The sequence below is a fragment of the Streptomyces silvisoli genome (assembly GCF_029269905.1).
GTDB classification, from domain to species: domain Bacteria; phylum Actinomycetota; class Actinomycetes; order Streptomycetales; family Streptomycetaceae; genus Streptantibioticus_A; species Streptantibioticus_A silvisoli_A.
In genome coordinates this window covers 38670-56004 of sequence record NZ_JARJBC010000025.1, presented here as the reverse complement: position 1 = coordinate 56004, position 17335 = coordinate 38670, and the positions used below count along the sequence as shown (strand labels likewise).

Below are 17335 nucleotides of genomic sequence, written 5' to 3'. Positions count from 1 at the left end.
GGCGTGTCTCCCGCGCCCGAATCGTCCGCTGTCTACGCCCGCCGTCTGGTGGACGGCCAGTTCCTGCGCTCGGCCGGGCAGACGCTGAACGTGCGCGTCAGCGCCCGGCGAGGCAGGCTCGGGCTGACCGTGGAGCGGGACGGTTCAGTCACTCTGCACGCTCCGGCTGGCTGCACCACCAAGCGCGCTGAGGGGTTCGTACACGACCACCGCCACTGGATCGAAGGCAAGCTCGCGCTACGGGAGCGGCTGCGTCCGCTGCACCCGGCCCGGCGACTCGTGGACGGTGAGATCTTCCGCTACCTGGGAAGGAGCCACCGGCTGGCGCTGGTGGACGCGCCCGGCGAGCCCGTACGGCTGGTGTCCGGCAGGTTGACCATGGACTCGACGGCGGCTGCCGACCCTCGACGGGGGCGCCTGGAGATCATCGGCTGGTATCGGCGTGTCGGGCGGTCCTGGGCGCTCGGCAGGCTTCAGCCGTGGGCGGCACGCCTTGATGTCGCGAAGCCGCGGGTGGAGGTGCGGGAGATGGGGCTGCGCTGGGGCTCGTACACCCCCGGTGACGGCCGTCCCGGGCTTGTGGCACTGAACTGGGCGGTGTTCCAGCTGCCCCCACACCTGGTCGACTATGTGATCGCACATGAGCTGGCCCACATCGTGCTCGCGGGGCATGGACGTGACTACTGGCGCCTGTTGCGCCGGGCGCTCCCCGAGTGCGAAGAGCGCAGGGACGAGCTTGACGAGTTGGGCCGCCGGGTCTGGCTCGGTGAGGTTGACTCCCAGCCCTAGGCGTGAGTGGCACGTCCCTGGTCCGACCCGCCCTCGATCCTTCGCCCGGTGTCGCGTCCCCGTTTGTTGCCGCAGGATGAAATCCGCACGCCACGACGTTTGCAGTGACCGGTGGCGAAGCGGACTACGGAGGTTCCGGGTGGCGGCGAGGCGGCGCGGTGAGCGGGGTTGGTTGCGGCGGATATCCGCCGATTGCTGGCGGTACAGGCGCAACGTTCTGCTGGCGCTGGGGGCGTCGCTCGCCGGAATGGCCGTCATGGCGCTGGTTCCGCTGCTGCCCCGGCTGATCATCGACGACGTGATCGTCCGGCACACGCGCTCCATGGGGCCGTGGGCGGGCCTGATGGTGCTGTCCGCGGTCGCGGTCTACGTCTTCACCTTCATGCGCCGGTTCTACGGTGGACGGCTCGCCCTGGACGTCCAGCACGACCTGCGGACCGCCATGTTCCGGACGCTCTCCCGGCTGGACGGGGCCCGGCAGGACGAACTGGACACCGGGCAGGTCGTCGGACGGGCCACCAGCGACCTGCAGTTGATACAGGGGATGCTGTTCATGTTGCCGATGATGATCGGCAACGTGCTGTTGTTCGTGATGTCCCTGGTCGTGATGGCGGTGCTGTCCCCGCTGCTGACTGTCATCGCGCTCGCCGTCGCCCCGGCGCTGTGGTTCCTCGCCGACCGCAGCCGTACCCGGCTGTTCCCCGCCACCTGGTACGCGCAGGGGCAGGCCGCCGCGGTGGCGGGCGTCGTCGACGGGGCGGTCACCGGCGTCCGCGTGGTCAAGGGCTTCGGACAGGAGGAGCAGGAGGAGCGGAAGCTGCGCGGCGTCAGCCGCGCGCTGTTCGCCGCCCGGCTGCGCACCGTACGGCTCAACGCCCGCTACACCCCGGCGCTCCAGGCGGTGCCCGCGCTGGGGCAGGTCGCGATGCTCGCGCTGGGCGGCTGGATGGCGGTCAACCACCAGATCAGCTTGGGCACGTTCGTCGCCTTCTCCACCTACCTCGCCCAACTCACCGGCCCGGTACGGATGCTGACCGTCATGCTCACCGTCGGCCAGCAGGCCCGCGCGGGCGTGGAACGGGTTTACCAGCTGATCGACACAGAACCGCGCATCAAGGAGGCGCCGGGCGCGCACGCACTTCCCGCCGACGCGGACGCCAGTGTCGAGTTCGACAACGTGACCTTCGGCTACGATCCGGAGCGGCCGGTGCTGAAGGACTTCTCGCTGCGCATCGAGCCCGGTGAGACGGTCGCCGTGGTCGGCGCGTCCGGATCCGGCAAGTCCACCGTCTCGCTGCTGTTGCCGCGCTTCTACGACGTGACCGGCGGCGCGGTACGGGTGGGCGGCACCGATGTGCGGGAGCTGACCTTCGACTCGCTGCGCGCGGCCATCGGCCTGGTACCGGAGGACAGCTTCCTGTTCTCCGACTCGATCCGCGCCAACATCCTCTACGGCCACCCGGACGCCACCGAGGAGCAGTTGCTCGCCGCGACCCGTGCCGCCCAGGCGCACGAGTTCATCTCCGCACTGCCGGACGGCTACGACACCGTGGTCGGCGAGCAGGGGCTGACCCTCTCCGGCGGCCAGCGCCAGCGCGTCGCCCTGGCCCGCGCGGTGGTAACCGATCCGCGGCTGCTGCTGCTGGACGACGCCACGTCGGCCGTGGACGCCCGCGTGGAGGCGGAGATCCACGACGCCCTGCACGAGGTGATGCGCGGCCGCACCACGCTGCTGATCGCCCACCGGCGCTCCACCCTGGGGCTGGCCGACCGCATCGCGGTGCTGGACCACGGCCGGCTGGTCGACGTGGGCACGCATGAGGAGCTCCAGGAGCGCTGTGCGCTGTACCGCAGGCTGCTGACCGACCCCGACGAACTGGCGGCCGACGTCCGCACGCCCGACCCCGCGGGGGCGTCCGGGGCGCCGGAGGCGATGGACGGCCGGTCGGGTTTCACCGACGGTGAGGCGGCGGCCACCGGCCTGGCGCCCGCCCAGGCGGCCACCGGCCTGGCGCCCGCCCAGGCGGCCACCGGCCTGGCGCCCACCCAGGCGGCGCTCGCCGACGGCGCCCGCCGCGCCGTACGGCACGTGGTGGACGGCATCACCCCGGAGCTGTGGCGCAGGCCCAAGGACGACCAGAACCCGGCGGGAGGCACCCAGCCCACCGCGGTGGCCGCGGGACCCGGCATGGCGGGCGCGCTCGCCGGAATGCCCGCCACTCCCGAACTCCTGGAGCGGGTCGCGGCGTTGCCGCCCGCCAACGACACCCCCGACATCGACGAGCAGCGGGCCCGTCAGGCCGATCACGCCTTCGGGCTGCGCGCCCTGCTGCGTGGCTTCCGAATACCGCTGCTGGCCAGCCTGGCGCTGGTCGCCCTCGACGCGCTGGCCGGGCTGCTGCTGCCCATCCTGATCAGGCACGGCATCGACCAGGGTGTGGAGCGGCTCGCGCTGGGCGCCGTATGGGCCGCCTCCGGCCTCGCCCTCGTCATCGTCCTGGCGCAGTGGGCGGCGCAGATCGGCGAGACGCAGCTGACCGGCCGTACCGGCGAACGTGTCCTGTACTCGCTGCGGATCAAGATCTTCGCCCATCTGCAGCGGCTCGGACTCGACTACTACGAACGCGAGTTGACCGGTCGCGTGATGACCCGGATGACCACCGACGTCGACGCCCTCTCGACCTTCCTGCAGACCGGCCTGGTCACCGCGGTCGTCAGCCTGCTGACCTTCTTCGGCATACTCGTCGCCCTGCTCGCCCTCGACGTGCAACTGGCGCTCGTGGTCTTCGCCACGCTGCCCCCGCTGATCGCGGCGACGATCGTGTTCCGCCGCAAGTCGGTGAAGGCGTACGGCCTCGCCCGCGACAAGGTGGCCGTCGTCAACGCCGACCTACAAGAGCATGTGGCCGGGCTGCGGATCGTGCAGGCGTTCCGCGGCGAGCGGGCGGGCGCCCGGCGGTTCGCCGAACGCAGCGCGGAGTACCGGCAGGCGCGGGTGCGCGGTCAGTGGTACATCTCCGTCTACTTCCCGTTCGTGCAGCTGCTGTCCAGCGTGGCCGCCGCTCTGGTGCTGATCGTCGGCGCCTCCCGGGTCGACGACCACACGCTGACCGCCGGTGCGCTGGTCGCCTACCTGCTCTATATCGACCTGTTCTTCTCGCCCGTCCAGCAGCTGTCACAGGTCTTCGACGGCTACCAGCAGGCGTCGGTGTCGCTGGGGCGGATCCGCGAGCTGCTGCGGGAGCCGACCGCGACACCGCTCGCGGAGCGTCCGCGTCCGGTGCCCGAGGACGGGCTGCGCGGTGAAGTGGCCTTCGAGGAGGTGCACTTCGCCTATGGCGACGCGGAACCGGCCCTGTCCGGTGTGGAGTTGCGGATTCCGGCCGGTCAGACCGTGGCCTTCGTCGGCGAGACGGGCGCGGGAAAGTCGACACTGGTCAAACTCGTCGCCCGGTTCTACGACCCGACCAGCGGCACGGTACGGGTGGACGGCACCGATCTGCGCGAACTCGACCTGACCGGGTACCGGCGGCGGTTGGGCGTGGTTCCCCAGGAACCGTACCTGTTCGCCGGAACGGTACGGGACGCCATCGCCTATGGGCGGCCGGACGCGAGTGACGCCGAAGTGGAGGCGGCGGCACGGGCCGTCGGTGCGCACGACATGATCGCCGGGTTCACGGACGGCTATCTGCACCGGGTGGGCGAACGCGGTCGCAACCTCTCGGCCGGCCAGCGGCAACTACTGGCGCTGGCGCGGGCCGAACTCGTCGACCCCGACGTGCTGTTGCTCGACGAGGCGACCGCCGCCCTCGACCTGGCCACCGAGGCACTGGTCAACGCCGCCGCCGACCGACTGGCGGTGCGGCGCACCACGCTGGTGGTGGCCCACCGGCTCACCACCGCCGCGCGTGCCGACCGGGTGGTGGTGCTGGACCACGGCCGGGTGGTCGAGGACGGCACCCATGCCGAACTGCTCGCCCAGGACGGCACGTACGCACAGCTGTGGCGCACCTTCGCGGGCACCGACGAACACGCGGTGGTGTAACGGGGGTCGCGCGCTGGGGCTCACAACTTCCGCGCGCAGCCCACCTTGTGGTGCTGTACACCCACGTACAGCGAGGTGGCAGGCGGGCAGTCCGCGCGGGCGCTGACGATGGCGATCACCTTGTACCCGGGCGGATGCTTGCCCGTGCCGCTACAGGCGGTCTCCTCGGCCTCGTCGGGCCCCTCGGTGTACACGCAGTCGCCGACGATCGTGTTCGGGCCGCCGCCCATTCCGGGGTCGCCCGGGTGCGGCGGGCGCAGGTCGCGCAGACAGGCGTAGCCCTGTGCGTCGGGGGAGGCCGAGGCCTGGGCGGCGCTGGTGCCGCTGACGCTGAGGACGAAGTCGGTGGTGTCGGGACAGTCCGGGTTCGCCGCGGAGCCCGTGGCCCTGCGCACGGTCACCTTCGCCACCGCTGCCGGGTCACCGCAGGAGACCTGGTGGAAGGAGCCCCCGGTGCCGACCCGGTCGTGCGCCGCACAGGTCCCGACGGCCAGGAAGACCGCGGCGCTCGGTGAGCTGGCGGGGCTGCCGGACGGCGGGGTGTACGCATTGGCGCCGGTGAATCCCTGGCTGGGCGCACACCCGGCCAGCAGCAGCGCGAGCGGTAGCACCGGGCCGTAACGGCTGATCCGGTGCGGTGAATTCCGCATGGTTACCCCCACTCGCACGACTTCCCAGATATCGTCGCATCGACTCCTTTGCTGACGTGGTATCAGCATGGTGATCCACACCCGAACGTGTACGGGGTCACTGCCGTCGGGCTGACGCGAAGCAGGCTCTTTGCGGGGCACGAGCTCCCAAACCCGGAAGCGGCTACTTCGCCAACGCCCCGGTCAGGCCGACTCGTTCAGCAGCCGCCACAGATGGTGTCGAGCCCCGTCGAGCAGCCCCGGCAGCTCCGGCACCGCCGGGAACCAGCGCTTCTCGTACTCCCAGCACAGCCAGCCGTCCCAGCCCTCCCGGCTGAGCACCTCCACGCACTCGGTCAACGGCAGGACTCCCTGGCCGAGTGGCAGCGGTGTCTGATCCCCGGCCGAGGCGATGTCCTTGACCTGGACGTACCCCAGATGCGGCGCGAGCGCCGGATAGGAGGCGGAGGGCTGCTCGCCGCCCAGCCAGGTGTGCATCACGTCCCACAGCGCACCCACCGCACGGTGACCGACCAGCCCCAGGATCCGCCCCACATCGGCCGCGGTGCGGTGCGAGTCATGCGTCTCCACCAGGATCCGCACCTGCCGGTCCAGCGCGTACGCGGCTACGGCCGCCAGCCGCCGGGCCGCGACGGCGTCGGCGCCGGCCGGGGCGGACTCGCCCGCGCCGGGGAAGACCCGCACGTACGGTGCGCCGAGGTCGGCGGCGAGCGCCACATGGTCCCGCAGCTCGGTCAGCACCGGCTCGTCCTCGCCCGGCGCCGCCACCTTCACATAGGAGCCGATGCCCAGCACCTCCACCCCGGCGTCGATGAACTCCTGTCTGACTTCCGAGCGTTGGCGGGGGGCGAGCCCGGTGTGCACCGGCTCCTCGGTGGGGTGCGCGCGCAGTTCCACGCCGTGGAAGCGGTGGTCGGCGGCGAGCTGGGCCACCTGGGCCACCGGCATCCCTGGCACACCGAGGGTCGAGAATGCGATCTTCACCGGTCGGACCCTAGTGCGCGGTCACGGCCGTGTCACGGACGCGCGTCAGAGCACCAGCCGCCAGTCCTCGCCGACCAGGTCCTGGCCGAAGCTGCGGTGCGGCTTCTCGGCGACGAGTTCGAACCCCGCCCGCTGGTAGATCTTCCGCGCCGCGTGCAGTACGTCGTTGGTCCACAGCACCAGCTCCCGGTATCCGGCCTTCCGCGCGAACTCCACACACTCGCGCACCAGTCGATCACCGATGCCGTGTCCGCGTGCGCTCGGCTCGACCAGCAGCAGCCGCAACCGGGCGGTCTGTGGCGCGCTGTCCTGGACGCAGAAGACGCACCCGACCGGCTCGCCCTCGAACTGGGCGATCCACGCGGCCTCCCGTGACGGATCGTGCTCCGCCGCGAAGTCCGCGACGATCCGGGCCACCAGCGCCTCGTACTCCCCGTTCCAGCCGAACTCCTCGGCGTAGACAGCCGCGTTACGCTGGACCACCCAGCCCAGGTCACCCGGCGCGGGGCGGCGCAGCGCGATGACGCCCAGCCGAGGGTGCGTGAGGATGTCCGTCACGGCGCGCAACGCCTCGCCCAGCCGGTGCCGCTGGCTGTCGCCCAACCGGCCGACCAGGTCGGTCACCGCCTGCTGCGACCGCTCCTCCAGCAGCGCCGCCGCGGTGCGCCCGTTGTCGGTCAGCCGGGCCACCTGCACCCTGAGGTCCGCGGCGAGCGGCGCCCGCGTGATCAGTCCGGCCTTCTCCAACCGGGTGAGCACCCGGCTCAGATGCGCCGCCTCCGCCCGTACGGTGTGCCGCAGCCGGGGCACCGGCAGGTCGGCCGCGTGGTTCAGCTCGTACAGCACCCGCGCCTCGGTAAGCGAGTACGGCGTGCCCAGGCGGCCCTCGTAGTCGAGCGCGCCGATCAGACTGGTGTAGAAGCGGTTGAAGGCGCGTACCGCTTCTATCGTCGGGGCAAGTTGCGCGGTGTCGCTCATGCGGCTCCCCTCGGCGGGACTCAATGCTCGCGTAATCCTTGTCACCGACAAGGTTAGGTTCCGCTCCGCGGAACATCACCGGGTACGGGCACGTCGAGCCGCCGGTTCACCAGCCGTTCAGGACGTGGGCGGCGGGGCCGTGGACGCGCGGGTGACAAGTCGCGCGGTCACCATCGAGACACCGCCGGGCGGCGCGCTCTCGCGGCCCATCACCAGTCGCCCGGCCCGTGCCCCCGCCTCGTGCAGGGGGAGCCGCACGGTGGTCAGGGCGGGCGCCGCGTCAACGCTGAACGGCAGATCGTCGAAGCCCGCGACGGACACGTCCCGCGGGACGCGCAGACCCCGTTCGCGCAGTGCCGCGCAGACCCCGAGCGCCGCGGTGTCGTTGGCCGCGACGATGGCCGTCAACTCCGGTACGGTGTCCAGGAGTTCGCGCGCCCCGCGGTAACCGGCGGCACGGCCGAAGTCGCCGCCCACCGTGAGCCGCTCCGCGTCGGCGGCCAGGCCGTGGTCGGCCAGCGCGGCGCGGTGGCCCTCCAGCCGGTGCCGGGTGGTGCTGCGGTTCTCCGGGCCGGTGATGTAGCCGATGTGACGATGGCCGAGTTCGAGCAGATGCCCGGTGAGCCGACGCGCGCCGCCCCGGTTGTCGAAGGCCAGGGTGGCGGCGTCACCGTCCAGCGGCAGCGGCGGCCGCCCGCACAGCACGACCCGGGTGCCGTCGGACGCCAGCCGGGCGAGCTTGGCGGTGACGGCCTGGGTGTGCTCGGTGCCCTCCGCGGCGCCGCCGGTGACGATCACTCCGGCCGCCCGCTGCCGCTGCAGCAGCGTCAGATAGGTCAGTTCGGCCTCCGGGCAGCCCCCGGTGTTGCAGACGACGGCGAGCTTGCCGCCGCACGTGCCCGTGCCGCCCCGCGACCCGTGCGCTATCTCGGCCTGCGCGGCGCCCGCCATGATGCCGAAGAACGGGTCCGCGATGTCGTTGACCAGCACTCCGACCAGGTCGGAGGTGGCCGCGGCAAGCCCCCTGGCCTGTCCGTTGACCACGTACTCCAACTCCTCGACGGCACGCAGCACCCGGGCGCGGGTACTACCCGCCACGGGATAGTTGCCGTTGAGTACACGGGAGACCGTGGCTGAGGAGACCCCCGCCCGCGCCGCCACATCGGCCAAGGTCACGGTCATCGACGTTCCGCCTCCACCTGCGCCTCGGGAGGGCATGCCGCCCTTCGGCGCCATGGTCTCACCGCCCGCGACGGCGCACGGCCCGGCCCCTTGAAGGGGGTTGAGGCGGAACGGTAGGTTCGGCGCGCAGTAAGCGCTTGCTATGTGTGGGCTCCTGCTGGAGAGGACTTTCCCCGTGACGCGCAGGACAGTGCGGATCGCCATGAACGGTGTCACCGGACGCATGGGCTACCGCCAGCATCTCGTCCGCTCCGTCCTGGCGATCCGTGAACAGGGCGGTCTGGAACTCGAAGGCGGCACCATACTGTGGCCGGAACCCGTCCTGGTCGGCCGCCGTGCGCACGCGCTGCGGGCCATCGCCGACCGGCACGGGCTGGAGCACTGGACCACGGACCTGGACACGGTGCTCGCCGACCCGTCGATCGAGATCTACTTCGACGCCCAGGTCACCGCCGCCCGCGCCACCGCACTGCGCCGGGCCATCGCCGCCGGCAAGCACCTGTACTGCGAGAAGCCGACCGCCGCCAGCCTCCAAGGCGCCCTGGACATCGCCCGGTTGGCACAAGACGCCGGAGTCAGGACCGGGGTCGTCCAGGACAAACTCTTCCTGCCCGGACTGCGCAAGCTCAAGCGGCTGGTCGACGGGGGCTTCTTCGGCCGGATCCTGTCGGTGCGCGGCGAGTTCGGCTACTGGGTGTTCGAGGGCGACTGGCAGCCCGCCCAGCGCCCGTCCTGGAACTACCGCGCCGAGGACGGCGGCGGAATCACCATGGACATGTTTCCGCACTGGGAGTACGTGCTGCATGAACTCTTCGGCCGTGTCACCACCGTTCAGGCACTGACCGCGACCCACCTGCCGCAGCGCTGGGACGAGGACGGCAAGCCGTACGCCGCGACCGCCGACGACGCGGCGTACGGCGTCTTCCAACTGGCCGGCGGAGCGGTCGCGCAGATCAACTCCTCCTGGGCGGTGCGCGTCCACCGTGACGAACTCGTGGAGTTCCAGGTCGACGGCGAACACGGCTCCGCCGTAGCCGGCCTGCGCAACTGCCGGGTACAGCACCGCGCCACCACCCCCAAGCCGGTGTGGAACCCCGACCTGCCCAGCACCGAGCCGTTCCGCCAGCAGTGGCAGGAGGTCCCGGACAACGGCGAGTTCGACAACGCCTTCAAGGCGCAGTGGGAACTGTTCCTGCGCCATGTGGTGCTTGACGAGCCATGGCGCTGGGACCTGCTCGCGGGCGCCCGTGGCGTCCAGCTCGCCGAACTCGGCCTGCGCTCCTCCGCCGAGGGCCGCCGCCTCGACGTGCCGGAGCTGTCCCTGTGATCAAGCTTCCGGACGAACACGGCCAGTTGCGCCCGCACGAACCCGGACGTGCTCCGTCCGCCGTGTATCCGCCCGGCCCCGCACCACGCGGCCGTACCGTCTTCGCCGCCGCGCACGTCGTGGCCGACCCCTACCGCACCGCCGCGGACGCGCCCGCCGCCATCGACTGGGACGCCACCTTGGCCTTCCGCTGCCATCTGTGGCGCCACGGCCTGGCGGTGGCCGAGGCGATGGACACCGCACAGCGCGGCATGGGCCTGGACTGGCCGGCGGCGGCCGAGCTGATCCGCCGCTCCGCCGCCGAGGCACGCTCCATGGGCGGCCGGATCGCCGCGGGCGTCGGTACCGACCAACTCGCCACCCCCGTCACCTCGTTGGCCGCCGTGGCGGCCGCCTATACCGAACAACTCGCAACCGCCGAGGAGTGCGGCGCGCAGCCGGTTGTGATGGCCTCCCGGGCGCTCGCCGCGCTGGCCCGTGGCCCCGAGGACTATCTGGAGACCTATGGGCGACTGCTGGGCCAGTGCGCGGAACCCGTGATCCTGCACTGGCTCGGCCCGATGTTCGACCCGCAGCTGACCGGATACTGGGGCAGCACCGACCTCGACGCGGCCACCGAGACCCTGCTGGCGCTGATCGCTGCACACCCCGGCAAGGTCGACGGCGTCAAGGTCTCCCTCCTCGACGCACACCGCGAGATCGAGCTGCGCCGCCGCCTACCGGACGGTGTGCGCTGCTACACCGGCGACGACTTCCACTACCCCGAACTGATCGAGGGCGACCAACACGGCATCAGCCACGCCCTGTTGGGCATCTTCGACCCACTGGCACCGGTCGCGGCGGAGGCCGTACGTGCCCTCGACGAGAACGACACCCAACGGTTCCGGTCGCTGCTCGACCCGACCGTCGAGCTGTCCCGGCACCTGTTCGGCGCCCCCACCCGCTACTACAAGACGGGCGTGGTCTTCCTCGCCTGGCTCAGTGGCCACCAGCCGCACTTCACCATGGTCGGCGCACAGCACTGCGCCCGCTCCCTGCCGCATCTGGCGCGCGCCTACGAACTCGCCGACCGCCTCGGCCTGTTCCCCGATCCGGACCTCGCGGCCTTCCGTGTCACCTCCTTCCTCGCCGTACATGGAGTCTCCCAGTGACCACTGACAATCGGGTCGGTGCGCACCACCCGGCGGATGCGGGGGACCTCGTCCGGCTGAGCATCAACCAGCAGACGGTCCGGCAGCTGTCCATTCCGCAACTGGTGCGGGGCTGCCGCGCGTTGGGCATCCCCGGGGTCGGGCTCTGGCGCTCCCCGGTCCAGGCGTTCGGCGTGGAGCGTGCCGCCCAAGTAGTGCGGGACGCGGGCCTGACGGTCACCTCGCTGTGCCGGGGCGGCTTCCTCACCGCCTCGGATCCGAGGGAGTGGAATGCCGCGCTCGCCGACAACCGGGCGGCGGTCGACGAGGCGGCCACCTTGGGCACCAGCACCCTGGTCCTGGTCAGCGGGGGCCTTCCGGCGGGCGCCAAGGACCTTGCCGCGGCCCGGGAACGGGTCGCCGAGGCCATCGACCGGCTCGCCCCGTACGCGGCGGAACGCGGGGTACGGCTGGCGATCGAGCCGCTGCACCCGATGTTCGCGTCCGACCGATGTGTGGTCTCCACGCTCTCCCAGGCGCTGGAACTCGCGGAGCGCTTCCCCGCGGAGCATGTGGGGGTGGTCGTGGACACGTACCACCTGTGGTGGGACGAGCGGGTGCCCGAACAACTCGTGCGGGCGGGACGCTCCGGACGCATCGCGGCCTTCCAACTCGCCGACTGGGTCACCCCGTTGCCCGAGGGGGCCCTGCTCGGCCGTGGACAGCTCGGTGACGGCTGCGTCGATCTGCGCGGTTTCCGCGAGCGGGTGGACGCGGCGGGCTACGGCGGCCCGGTGGAGGTCGAGGTCTTCAACCCGCAGCTGTGGCAGCGCCCCGGCACGGAGGTGCTGGAGGAGGTCGCCGGACGATATCGCGAGCATGTTCGGTAGGCGCGCGTGATTTCCCGGCGCATCTAGGCCCCGCCGGAAAATGTTCGTCTCCGGGTGCAACCATCCGGCTACGTGGGGTGTCCTACACGTCGTCAGGTTCCCGAGGGGGGCTTCGGGGAGCCTGCGAGGGGGGAACACGAAGGGGTCCGGCCTCGGCCGGACCCCTTCGGTCATCAGCTGTGGATCAGCCGGTGCGCAGCGCCGCGTAGACGATGAGGTTGTCCTCCGGGTGGCCGCTGGCGTCCAGCGCACCGTCACAGGTGACCAGTCGGAGCACCGGCTTCGGGTTGGGGCCGTAGACCTTGTCGGTGGGGAACGCGTTCTTGGCCACGCGTTCGGTGTTGGTCACCGTGAAGTGCCGGGTCTCGCCGTCGGCGGTACGGACCGCGATGTCCGCGCCCTTCTTGACCTTCTTCAGGTCGTGGAACACCGCCTTCCCGTACCGGGTGTCGTTGTGGCCGATGATCACCGCGGCGCCCTGGTCACCGGGAACCGCGCTGCCGGTGTACCAACCGGCCGTCATGCCCTTGTCGGGCGGTGGGACCTCCACCGTCTGGTCCTTGTTCAGGCCCAGCCGCATCAGTGTGCTGTCCACCCCGATCGAGGGGACGGCCACCCGCGTCGGGGCGTTGGCGGGCGCGCTGCCCGCCGCGCTGGACGAAGGCACCGACGACACCGCGCCGGACCCGGATGAACAGGCGGACAACGCCGCGAACAACAGGGCCGTGAGCAGCGCCAGCACGGCCGGTACGGGCAGCGAGCCGCAGCGCCCGGGTGCGGTACGGGGCATGGTGAACTCCACTCGGGAAAGGGCGAGTTGACCGGTGTGCGGCCGGGGCGCCGCCAGTGGCCGGCGGCGCTCCGGTACCGCGGTCCCCGGTCCGGCGCCGGGCTCAGCCCTCGTTGCTCTGCCGACGACGGACGACGACGTATCCGGCACCGCCGAGCGCGGCGGCAGCGGCCACCGAATCGGCGACCATGGTCGGGCTGACGGCCGTGTCCGCCTTCATCTCCTCACCCGCGGCCACGCCGCCCTTCGGCAACTGCTTGGCGCCGCCCTGCTGCGCCGACTTGCCGTTGCTGGCGCCGTGGCCGGTGTTCTTCTCGGTCTCGTCGTTCTTCTTGGCGTCGCCGCCCTCCAGCCAGGAGGTCACGGTGCCGTCCTTGTGCAAGGTGACGTGCAGGCCGTTGTGGTTGCCGTTCGGGCGGGCGGTGGTGAGGGTGCCGACGGTCTGGCCGTTGGCGGTGATCACAGCGGTGTAGCCGCCCTTGCCGTCCTTGGTCACCTTTGCCTTGCTGCCGTCCTTGAGGGTGTAGTAACGCACCCAGGAGGCGTCCTTGCCCTGGTCCTTCTCCTCGACGGAGGTGACCGTGCCGTCCGCGTTCAAGGTGACCTTCGTGCCGTTGTAGGTGCCGGTCGGCTTGGCGGTGGTGAGCGTGGCGGTGCCCTTGCCGCCCGCAAAGGTGATCTTTGCGACGTAGGCGCCCTTGCCGCCGGTGACGGTCACCGTGCTGCCGTCGATAAGGGTGTACTTGCGCAGTTCGGGGATGGTGTCCTGCTTGCCGCCCGCCTCCTGGGCGGAGGCGTCGTTGGGCTTCTGTGACGCGGAGTCCGCGGCGAAGGCACCGGCGGCCGGTACGAGGACCGCGCCGGCCACCGCCGCGGTGGCGACGACGGCCCGCAGGGAGGTGCGAGAGGTGCGAAGGGACATGGGTATCTCCGTATGCGGATCAACTGCACGGTTCTGGATTTCGGGCGACGTGCGCCGACACCCCTCACGCTACGAAGAATCCGCAGGTCAGAGCCTCGGGAGAATGGCCAGAGCGCTGTCGGTCAAAAGGACGAGGAAACCCGCCGGCCCCGTCATCCCGTGGAGTTACCCGCCCCTACCGTCGGCCGGGGTTCCAGCTCACAGAGCCGCCACCTCCGCCGCCGTGGGGTAGGACTCCTGCGCACCGGGCCGCGTGACTGCCGCGGCGCCGACACGCACCGCGAACCGCACCGCCTCCGTCAACTCGTCCCCGGCTCCCAACCGCCATGCCAGCGCACCGGTGAAGGCGTCACCCGCGCCCGTGGTGTCCACCGCCCGCACCCGCTGGCTCGGGATGCGCACGGCGCCGCCGTCACCGGGCGCGGCCAGGGCGCCCGCCGCGCCCAGTGTCACCACCACCGAGCGCGGTCCACGGCCCAGCAGCGCCTTGGCCCAGGCCTCCGGGGTGCCCTCGGCCGCCGCCGGGTCGTCACGCAGCAGGAACCTGGCCTCGTGCTCGTTGACGACCAGCAGGTCGCAGGCGGCCAGCACATCGGCGGGCAGCGGGGCGGGCGGAGACGGGTTGAGCACCACCTTGGTGCCGGCCCGCTTGGCCGTCAGGACCGCCTCGGCCACGGTCTCCAGGGGGATTTCCAGCTGGAGCGACACCACCCGCGCGGCGGCCAGCATGTCTCCGGCCGCGCCCACGTCATCGGGCGTGAGCCGGGCGTTGGCGCCGGGGGAGACCACGATGCTGTTGTCGCCGGACGGGTCCACGATGATCAGCGCGACACCGGTGGGTGCCCCGCCGACCAGCACACCGCGGGTGTCCACCCCGCAGGCGCGTTGGGTGTCCAGCAGCAGACGGCCGTGCGCGTCGTCACCGACCCGCGCGAGCAGGCCGGTGGCGGCGCCCAGCCGGGCCGCGGCGACGGCCTGGTTGGCGCCCTTGCCGCCCGGGTGGGTGGCCAGGTCGGAGCCGAGTACAGTCTCCCCGGCCGTCGGCCGCCGCTCCACGGCGACCACCAGATCGGCGTTGGCCGACCCGACGACCAGCAGATCGAAGCCGTGCATTCTCGTGCTCCTCACGTTGTCCACAGGTGCCCGCGTTGGTTGTCCACAGGTCGGCCGGGGTGTCAGCGGCCGACGGTAACGTCGTATCAGTTCGTAGCCGCGGAGGGAGGGCGGGGCGATGGGGGCTGGACAGAATGCCGCCGCAGGAGGGTTCCGGCTGAGCGTTCTCGAGGGCGTGCTGGAGCGGATCACGTACGCGAACGAGGACAACGGCTACACCGTCGCCCGGGTCGACACCGGCCGTGGCGCCGGTGACCTGCTGACCGTCGTCGGCGCGCTGCTGGGCGCGCAGCCGGGCGAGGCGCTGCGGATGGAGGGCCGCTGGGGCTCCCACCCGCAGTACGGCAAGCAGTTCACGGTGGAGAACTACACCACCGTGCTGCCCGCCACGGTCCAGGGCATCCGCCGCTACCTCGGCTCGGGCCTGATCAAGGGCGTCGGCCCGCGGATCGCCGACCGCATCGTCGAGCACTTCGGCACCGACACCCTGGATGTGATCGAGCAGGAGCCGAAGCGCCTGATCGAGGTCCCGGGGCTGGGGCCGAAGCGCACCAGGATGATCGCCGCGGCTTGGGAGGAGCAGAAGGCGATCAAGGAGGTGATGGTCTTCCTCCAGGGCGTCGGCGTATCCACCTCGATCGCGGTGCGCATCTACAAGCAGTACGGCGACGCCTCGATCTCCGTGGTCAAGAACCAGCCCTACCGGCTGGCCGCCGATGTGTGGGGCATCGGCTTCCTGACCGCCGACAAGATCGCGCAGGCCGTGGGTATCCCCCACGACAGCCCGGACCGGGCCAAGGCCGGGTTGCAGTACGCACTGTCGCAGGCCACCGACAACGGCAACTGCTTCCTGCCCGAGGAACGGCTGATCGCCGACGCGGTGAAGCTGCTCCAGGTGGACACCGGGCTGGTCATCGACTGCCTGGGGGAGCTGGTGGCGGAGGAGGGCGTGGTGCGCGAGCGGGTGCCCGACCCGGAGGGCGGGGACCCGGTCTCCGCGGTCTACCTGGTGCCGTTCCACCGTGCCGAGATCTCCCTGGCCGGTCAGCTGCTGCGGCTGCTGCGCGGCCCGGAGGACCGGATGCCCGCCTTCCGTGACGTGGCCTGGGACAAGGCCCTGGCCTGGCTCAAGGACCGCACGGGCGCCGATCTGGCCCCCGAGCAGGAGCAGGCGGTACGGCTGGCGCTCACCGAGAAGGTGGCGGTGCTGACCGGCGGCCCCGGCTGCGGCAAGTCGTTCACGGTGAAGTCGGTGGTGACCCTGGCCCGCGCCAAGCGGGCCAAGGTGGTGCTCGCCGCGCCGACCGGCCGCGCCGCCAAGCGGCTTGCCGAGCTGACCGGCGCCGAGGCGTCCACGGTGCACCGCCTGCTGGAGCTGAAACCCGGCGGCGACGCGGCCTATGACCGGGACCGGCCGCTGGACGCCGACCTGGTGGTGGTCGACGAGGCCTCCATGCTGGATCTGATCCTGGCGAACAAGCTGGTCAAGGCGGTGCCGCCGGGCGCCCATCTGCTGTTCGTGGGCGATGTGGACCAGTTGCCGAGCGTCGGCGCGGGCGAGGTGTTGCGGGACCTGCTGGCGCACGGCAGCCCGATCCCCGCGGTCCGGCTGACCCGGATCTTCCGGCAGGCCCAGCAGTCCGGCGTGGTCTCCAACGCGCACCGGATCAATTCCGGTGCGCCGCCGATCACCCAGGGGCTCACGGACTTCTTCCTCTTCGCCGAGGACGACACCGAGGAGGCCGGGCGGCTCACCGTGGACGTGGCGGCCCGCCGCATTCCGGCGAAGTTCGGTCTCGACCCGCGCCGGGACGTCCAGGTGCTCGCCCCCATGCACCGCGGACCGGCGGGCGCAGGGGTGCTCAACGGCCTGCTGCAGCAGGCGATCACCCCCGCCCGCCCCGATCTGCCGGAGCGCCGGTTCGGCGGTCGGGTCTTCCGCGTGGGCGACAAGGTCACGCAGATCAGAAACAACTACGAGAAAGGGGCGAACGGCGTCTTCAACGGCACGGTCGGCGTGGTGACCGCGCTCAACGCCGAAGAGCAGCGGCTGACGGTGCGCACCGATGAGGACGAGGAGATCGACTACGACTTCGATGAGTTGGACGAGTTGGCGCACGCCTATGCCGTGACCATCCACCGCTCCCAGGGCAGCGAGTACCCGGCCGTGGTGATCCCTGTCACCACTGGTGCGTGGATGATGCTGCAGCGCAATCTGCTCTACACGGCTGTTACCAGGGCAAAACGCCTCGTGGTGCTGGTGGGATCGCGCAGGGCGATAGCACAGGCGGTGCGCGCCGTTTCCGCAGGCCGTCGTTGCACGGCTCTTGATCACCGGTTGATGGGCGCTCTCCACGGGACCTGAACGGGCAGCAGGACACCCTGGCGCCGCGGGGTGATCCTGGGTGTTGAAGGGGTTCCAGGAGGAGGAAGATAGGCACTGCGTGCCACCTTTTGGCGTCTGACTGACCCCGGGTGCACGTATGTATGGCAAATGGGGGAAGGTAGTAGCAGTCAGGGCACCTCGAAGAAGAG

13 protein-coding genes are annotated in these 17335 nt (G+C 71.3%); 6 read left to right on the top strand and 7 right to left on the bottom strand.

Annotated features, from left to right (window positions below; genetic code table 11):
- Positions 1-3 precede the first annotated feature (3 nt).
- Both P3G67_RS29785 and P3G67_RS29780 read left to right on the top strand, forming a co-directional pair.
- Positions 4-789, top strand: coding sequence for a M48 family metallopeptidase (locus tag P3G67_RS29785; protein WP_276096259.1), 786 nt, complete (start codon positions 4-6; stop codon positions 787-789).
- 139 nt (positions 790-928) lie between these two features.
- Positions 929-4834 (top strand): ABC transporter ATP-binding protein, encoded by a 3906-nt coding sequence (locus P3G67_RS29780; RefSeq protein ID WP_276096258.1) that lies wholly within the window; start codon positions 929-931, stop codon positions 4832-4834.
- A gap of 20 nt (positions 4835-4854) precedes the next feature.
- Here P3G67_RS29780 and P3G67_RS29775 read toward each other — a convergent pair whose 3' ends face one another.
- The 4 genes from P3G67_RS29775 to P3G67_RS29760 form a co-directional block, all read right to left on the bottom strand.
- The gene (locus tag P3G67_RS29775; RefSeq protein ID WP_276096257.1) at positions 4855-5484 is read right to left on the bottom strand and encodes a hypothetical protein; all 630 of its coding nucleotides are present in this window, start codon (positions 5482-5484) and stop codon (positions 4855-4857) included.
- A 183-nt stretch (positions 5485-5667) separates the two neighbouring features.
- Positions 5668-6468 carry a sugar phosphate isomerase/epimerase family protein gene (locus P3G67_RS29770; protein ID WP_276096256.1) on the bottom strand — a complete coding sequence of 267 codons (801 nt, stop codon included), beginning with the start codon at positions 6466-6468 and terminating at the stop codon, positions 5668-5670.
- A 45-nt stretch (positions 6469-6513) separates the two neighbouring features.
- Entirely contained in the window at positions 6514-7446 is a 933-nt protein-coding gene (locus P3G67_RS29765; protein ID WP_276096255.1) for a bifunctional helix-turn-helix transcriptional regulator/GNAT family N-acetyltransferase, read from the bottom strand.
- A gap of 117 nt (positions 7447-7563) precedes the next feature.
- Positions 7564-8628, bottom strand: a complete 1065-nt coding sequence (locus P3G67_RS29760; protein WP_276096254.1) for a LacI family DNA-binding transcriptional regulator — start codon at positions 8626-8628, stop codon at positions 7564-7566.
- A gap of 175 nt (positions 8629-8803) precedes the next feature.
- Here P3G67_RS29760 and P3G67_RS29755 point away from each other — a divergent pair, with 175 nt between their 5' ends.
- Genes P3G67_RS29755 through P3G67_RS29745 form a run of 3 tightly spaced genes read left to right on the top strand, consistent with a single transcriptional unit; the run spans position 8804 to position 11975 of the window.
- Positions 8804-9955, top strand: a complete 1152-nt coding sequence (locus tag P3G67_RS29755) for a Gfo/Idh/MocA family protein (protein ID WP_276096253.1) — start codon at positions 8804-8806, stop codon at positions 9953-9955.
- Positions 9952-11106, top strand: a complete 1155-nt coding sequence (locus P3G67_RS29750; RefSeq protein ID WP_276096252.1) for a dihydrodipicolinate synthase family protein — start codon at positions 9952-9954, stop codon at positions 11104-11106. Before P3G67_RS29755 ends, P3G67_RS29750 begins: the two co-directional genes overlap by 4 nt.
- A complete protein-coding gene (locus P3G67_RS29745) occupies positions 11103-11975 on the top strand; it encodes a sugar phosphate isomerase/epimerase family protein (RefSeq protein WP_276096251.1) in 873 nt (290 codons plus the stop codon). Before P3G67_RS29750 ends, P3G67_RS29745 begins: the two co-directional genes overlap by 4 nt.
- A 184-nt stretch (positions 11976-12159) precedes the next feature.
- Here the strand turns inward: P3G67_RS29745 and P3G67_RS29740 are convergent, their stop codons facing one another.
- The 3 genes from P3G67_RS29740 to rbsK all read right to left on the bottom strand — a co-directional run bounded on the left by P3G67_RS29740 (position 12160) and on the right by rbsK (position 14800).
- On the bottom strand, positions 12160-12765 hold the full coding sequence (locus P3G67_RS29740; RefSeq protein WP_276096250.1) for a class F sortase: 606 nt from the start codon (positions 12763-12765) through the stop codon (positions 12160-12162).
- 103 nt (positions 12766-12868) lie between these two features.
- Positions 12869-13687: a hypothetical protein gene (locus P3G67_RS29735; RefSeq protein WP_276096249.1), complete on the bottom strand. Its 819-nt coding sequence runs from the start codon at positions 13685-13687 to the stop codon at positions 12869-12871.
- A 198-nt stretch (positions 13688-13885) separates the two neighbouring features.
- Positions 13886-14800, bottom strand: coding sequence for a ribokinase (gene rbsK / locus P3G67_RS29730; RefSeq protein WP_276096248.1), 915 nt, complete (start codon positions 14798-14800; stop codon positions 13886-13888).
- 118 nt (positions 14801-14918) lie between these two features.
- Here rbsK and recD2 point away from each other — a divergent pair, with 118 nt between their 5' ends.
- Positions 14919-17165 (top strand): SF1B family DNA helicase RecD2, encoded by a 2247-nt coding sequence (gene recD2 / locus P3G67_RS29725; RefSeq protein WP_276096247.1) that lies wholly within the window; start codon positions 14919-14921, stop codon positions 17163-17165.
- Positions 17166-17335 lie beyond the last annotated feature (170 nt).